3 rRNA genes are annotated in these 5,669 nt (G+C 57.5%); all 3 read left to right on the top strand.

From position 1 onward, the window contains the following. The first annotated feature begins 337 nt into the window (after positions 1-337). The 3 genes from CLV28_RS15335 to rrf all read left to right on the top strand — a co-directional run bounded on the left by CLV28_RS15335 (position 338) and on the right by rrf (position 5,626). Positions 338-1,858 (top strand): 16S ribosomal RNA (locus CLV28_RS15335). Between the two features lie 432 nt (positions 1,859-2,290). Beyond that, positions 2,291-5,401, top strand: a 23S ribosomal RNA gene (locus CLV28_RS15330). 108 nt (positions 5,402-5,509) lie between these two features. Next, positions 5,510-5,626: ribosomal RNA gene (rrf, locus tag CLV28_RS15325) — 5S ribosomal RNA — on the top strand. Together the 16S, 23S and 5S rRNA genes form the textbook arrangement of a ribosomal RNA operon. Positions 5,627-5,669 lie beyond the last annotated feature (43 nt).

Below are 5,669 nucleotides of genomic sequence, written 5' to 3'. Positions count from 1 at the left end.
GTGAGGGTGGGGCTGGACTTGGGTGACTGGGTCTGGTAAGTTGGAGAAGTTGCCCCGGGTTCGGGTCGCTGAGGTTCGGCGGTTCGGGACGGTGCGCGTCGGTTGTTTGAGAACTCAACAGTGTGCTTGATAGTCAATGCCAAATGTCCGTCTCGGATGGCTGGCCGGCTCAATTCTGGGTTGGTGGTCGTTCGGTGGTGGATTTCTTTGGACAATGGATTTGAAAACGTTGGTTTTCGAGTCTGATTGCCAGATTAACTGACTGCACCTTCGGGGTGTGGTTGCTTCGTATGGTTGTTGACTGGCCTGGTTCTGCCGGGTTGGTTGATGTTGAACATTTACGGAGAGTTTGATCCTGGCTCAGGACGAACGCTGGCGGCGTGCTTAACACATGCAAGTCGAACGGTGAAGCCCAGCTTGCTGGGTGGATCAGTGGCGAACGGGTGAGTAACACGTGAGAAACCTGCCCCTGACTTCGGGATAAGCCTTGGAAACGGGGTCTAATACCGGATATGACGCGCCCTCGCATGAGGTGTGTGTGGAAAGATTTATCGGTTGGGGATGGTCTCGCGGCCTATCAGCTTGTTGGTGGGGTAATGGCCTACCAAGGCGACGACGGGTAGCCGGCCTGAGAGGGCGACCGGCCACACTGGGACTGAGACACGGCCCAGACTCCTACGGGAGGCAGCAGTGGGGAATATTGCACAATGGGCGCAAGCCTGATGCAGCGACGCCGCGTGAGGGATGAAGGCCTTCGGGTTGTAAACCTCTTTCAGCAGGGAAGAAGCGAAAGTGACGGTACCTGCAGAAGAAGCGCCGGCTAACTACGTGCCAGCAGCCGCGGTAATACGTAGGGCGCAAGCGTTGTCCGGAATTATTGGGCGTAAAGAGCTCGTAGGCGGTTTGTCGCGTCTGGTGTGAAAACTCAAGGCTCAACCTTGAGCTTGCATCGGGTACGGGCAGACTAGAGTGCGGTAGGGGTGACTGGAATTCCTGGTGTAGCGGTGGAATGCGCAGATATCAGGAGGAACACCGATGGCGAAGGCAGGTCACTGGGCCGCAACTGACGCTGAGGAGCGAAAGCATGGGGAGCGAACAGGATTAGATACCCTGGTAGTCCATGCCGTAAACGTTGGGCACTAGGTGTGGGGCTCATTCCACGAGTTCCGTGCCGCAGCAAACGCATTAAGTGCCCCGCCTGGGGAGTACGGCCGCAAGGCTAAAACTCAAAGGAATTGACGGGGGCCCGCACAAGCGGCGGAGCATGCGGATTAATTCGATGCAACGCGAAGAACCTTACCAAGGCTTGACATACACCGGAAACTTCCAGAGATGGTTGCCCCGCAAGGTCGGTGTACAGGTGGTGCATGGTTGTCGTCAGCTCGTGTCGTGAGATGTTGGGTTAAGTCCCGCAACGAGCGCAACCCTCGTCCTATGTTGCCAGCACGTGATGGTGGGGACTCATAGGAGACTGCCGGGGTCAACTCGGAGGAAGGTGGGGATGACGTCAAATCATCATGCCCCTTATGTCTTGGGCTTCACGCATGCTACAATGGCCGGTACAAAGGGCTGCGATACCGCGAGGTGGAGCGAATCCCAAAAAGCCGGTCTCAGTTCGGATTGGGGTCTGCAACTCGACCCCATGAAGTCGGAGTCGCTAGTAATCGCAGATCAGCAACGCTGCGGTGAATACGTTCCCGGGCCTTGTACACACCGCCCGTCAAGTCACGAAAGTCGGTAACACCCGAAGCCGGTGGCCCAACCCTTGTGGAGGGAGCTGTCGAAGGTGGGACTGGCGATTGGGACTAAGTCGTAACAAGGTAGCCGTACCGGAAGGTGCGGCTGGATCACCTCCTTTCTAAGGAGCTCATCTCCTTGCTGGTCGGCTCACGCCGGTTGGTGGGGCAGAGGCCATGGCTCGCACCGTTCGCGTGCGGGGATGGTTGCTCATGGGTGGAACATTGACGAAGCGAGCTCGAGCGTGCCTGGTGGCTAGTACACCGTCGGCCGGCATCCCTGTGGGGGTGGTGGTTGGTGGGGGGAAGACCGGTGGGTGGGTTCGGGGGAGCGTAGAGCACACTGTTGGGTCCCCAGATCATCGGCGCCCGGTCGGGTCCTTGCCTTCGGGTGGGGGTGCGGTCGTGGGGTGGTGGGACTGGTACGGGTCATCATGAACGGTGCACGGTTGTGTACTCAGTAGGGTGGGATCGTCGGTAGCTTGAGAACTGCACAGTGGACGCGAGCATCTTTGAAATCAAAGATTTATTCTTTGGTATCTGCAATTTTGTGTTGTTGAAGTTTTTAAGGGCACAGGGTGGATGCCTTGGCACTAGGAGCCGATGAAGGACGTTGTAGCCTGCGATAAGCCTCGGGGAGTTGGCAAACGAACCGTGATCCGAGGATTTCCGAATGGGGGAACCCCGCCAGAGCTATGTCTGGTGACCCGCACCTGAATATATAGGGTGTGTGGAGGGAACGTCGGGAAGTGAAACATCTCAGTACCGACAGGAAGAGATATTCCGTGAGTAGTGGCGAGCGAAAGCGGAACAGGCCAAACCGTGCATGTGTGATAGCTGCCAGGCGTTGCATGTACGGGGTTGTGGGACCTTTCGGACCGGTCTGGTGAACGGTCGAGGAGTCAGAAAATCGCGTCATAGTCGAACGGCATTGAAAGGCCGGGCACAGAGGGTGTGACCCCCGTAGACGAAATGGCGTGATCTCCTGAAGGGGATCCCAAGTAGCACGGGGCCCGAGAAATCCCGTGTGAATCCGTCAAGACCACTTGATAAGCCTAAATACTACCTAGTGACCGATAGCGGACCAGTACCGTGAGGGAAAGGTGAAAAGTACCCCGGGAGGGGAGTGAAATAGTACCTGAAACCGTGTGCCTACAATCCGTTGGAGCCTCCCTAGCAGGGGTGACAGCGTGCCTTTTGAAGAATGAGCCTGCGAGTTAGTGCTCAGTGGCGAGGTTAACCCGTGTGGGGAAGCCGTAGCGAAAGCGAGTCCGAATAGGGCGTCCATAGTCGCTGGGTCTAGACCCGAAGCGAAGTGATCTAGCCATGGGCAGGTTGAAGCGCGGGTAAGACCGCGTGGAGGACCGAACCCACCAGGGTTGAAAACCTGGGGGATGACCTGTGGTTAGGGGTGAAAGGCCAATCAAACTTCGTGATAGCTGGTTCTCCCCGAAATGCATTTAGGTGCAGCCTCGCGTGTTTCTTGCCGGAGGTAGAGCTACTGGATTGCCGATGGGCCCTACCAGGTTACTGACGTAAGCCAAACTCCGAATGCCGGTAAGTGAGAGCGCGGGAGTGAGACTGCGGGGGATAAGCTCCGTAGTCGAGAGGGAAACAGCCCAGACCACCAGCTAAGGCCCCTAAGCGTGTGCTAAGTGGGAAAGGATGTGGAGTTGCACAGACAACCAGGAGGTTGGCTTAGAAGCAGCCACCCTTGAAAGAGTGCGTAATAGCTCACTGGTCAAGTGATTCCGCGCCGACAATGTAGCGGGGCTCAAGTACACCGCCGAAGCTGTGGCATTCACACATGAGCTAGGCCTTCGTGGTCCAGGCGTGTGGATGGGTAGGGGAGCGTCGTGTGGGCAGTGAAGCGGCGGAGGAATCCAGCCGTGGAGCCTACACGAGTGAGAATGCAGGCATGAGTAGCGAAAGACGGGTGAGAAACCCGTCCGCCGAATGATCAAGGGTTCCAGGGCCAGGCTAATCCGCCCTGGGTAAGTCGGGACCTAAGGCGAGGCCGACAGGCGTAGTCGATGGACAAGGAGTTGATATTCTCCTACCGGCGAAGAACCGCCCATACCGAGCCCGGTGATGCTAAGCACCCAATCCGGCACAACTGTCACCTTCGGGTGACGCCGTGCCGGGGCGCGTGCGACCCGAACCGGTAGTAGGTAAGCGTATTAACAGGAGTGACGCAGGAAGGTAGTCGCACGTGGCGATGGTTGTCCACGTCTAAGGTCGTAGGGAGTCAGGTAGGCAAATCCGCCTGGCACGTATCCTGAGAGCCGACAGTGACCGCGTATGCGGGAACGCGATGATCCTATGCTGCCGAGAAAAGCTTCGACGCGAGGTTCCAGCCGCCCGTACCCCAAACCGACTCAGGTGATCAGGTAGAGAATACTAAGGCGATCGAGAGAATCGTGGTTAAGGAACTCGGCAAAATGCCCCCGTAACTTCGGGAGAAGGGGGGCCTGAAGCGTGAACCCACTTGCTGGGGGAGCGTGGAGGGCCGCAGAGACCAGGGAGAAGCGACTGTTTACTAAAAACACAGGTCCGTGCTAAGTCGCAAGACGATGTATACGGACTGACGCCTGCCCGGTGCTGGAAGGTTAAGAGGACGGGTCAGCCGCAAGGCGAAGCTCAGAATTTAAGCCCCAGTAAACGGCGGTGGTAACTATAACCATCCTAAGGTAGCGAAATTCCTTGTCGGGTAAGTTCCGACCTGCACGAATGGCGTAACGACTTCTCCGCTGTCTCAACCGCGAACTCGGCGAAATTGCACTACGAGTAAAGATGCTCGTTACGCGCAGCAGGACGGAAAGACCCCGGGACCTTTACTATAGCTTGATATTGGTGTTCGGTACGGCTTGTGTAGGATAGGTGGGAGACTGTGAAGCGCACGCGCCAGCGTGTGTGGAGTCAACGTTGAAATACCACTCTGGTCGTTCTGGATTCCTAACCTCGGTCCGTGATCCGGATCAGGGACAGTGTCTGGTGGGTAGTTTAACTGGGGCGGTTGCCTCCCAAAATGTAACGGAGGCGCTCAAAGGTTCCCTCAGCCTGGTTGGCAATCAGGTGTCGAGTGCAAGTGCACAAGGGAGCTTGACTGTGAGACTGACAGGTCGAGCAGGGACGAAAGTCGGAACTAGTGATCCGGCGGTGGCTTGTGGAAGCGCCGTCGCTCAACGGATAAAAGGTACCCCGGGGATAACAGGCTGATCTTGCCCAAGAGTCCATATCGACGGCATGGTTTGGCACCTCGATGTCGGCTCGTCGCATCCTGGGGCTGGAGTAGGTCCCAAGGGTTGGGCTGTTCGCCCATTAAAGCGGTACGCGAGCTGGGTTTAGAACGTCGTGAGACAGTTCGGTCCCTATCCGCTGCGCGCGCAGGAAACTTGAGAAGGGCTGTCCCTAGTACGAGAGGACCGGGACGGACGAACCTCTGGTGTGCCAGTTGTTCCGCCAGGAGCACGGCTGGTTAGCTACGTTCGGAAGGGATAACCGCTGAAAGCATCTAAGCGGGAAGCCTGCTTCAAGATGAGGTTTCCATACCCTCCGGGGTGAGAGGCACCCAGCTAGACCACTGGGTAGATAGGCCGGATGTGGAAGGCAGGACTAACGACTGCCGCAGCTGACCGGTACTAATCAGCCGACAACTTCACAACCCAAAACATGTTGCACGCGTCCACTGTGCGGTTCCCGAGATACGGGCACCACAACCCCCACACACCACCGGTGTGAGACGGGGCTGAACCCGAACATCTCCATAGAGTTACGGCGGTCACAGCGAAGGGGAAACGCCCGGTCCCATTCCGAACCCGGAAGCTAAGCCCTTCAGCGCCGATGGTACTGCCCTGGAGACGGGGTGGGAGAGTAGGACGCCGCCGGACAACCATTCACCAAAGGCCCACCCCACACGGGGTGGGCCTTTGG

Origin of the sequence: Sediminihabitans luteus, assembly GCF_002797595.1 — a bacterium.
Lineage (GTDB): Bacteria > Actinomycetota > Actinomycetes > Actinomycetales > Cellulomonadaceae > Paraoerskovia > Paraoerskovia lutea.
The sequence above is the reverse complement of the archived record's forward strand: the minus strand, read 5'-3'. Positions and strand labels throughout refer to the sequence as shown.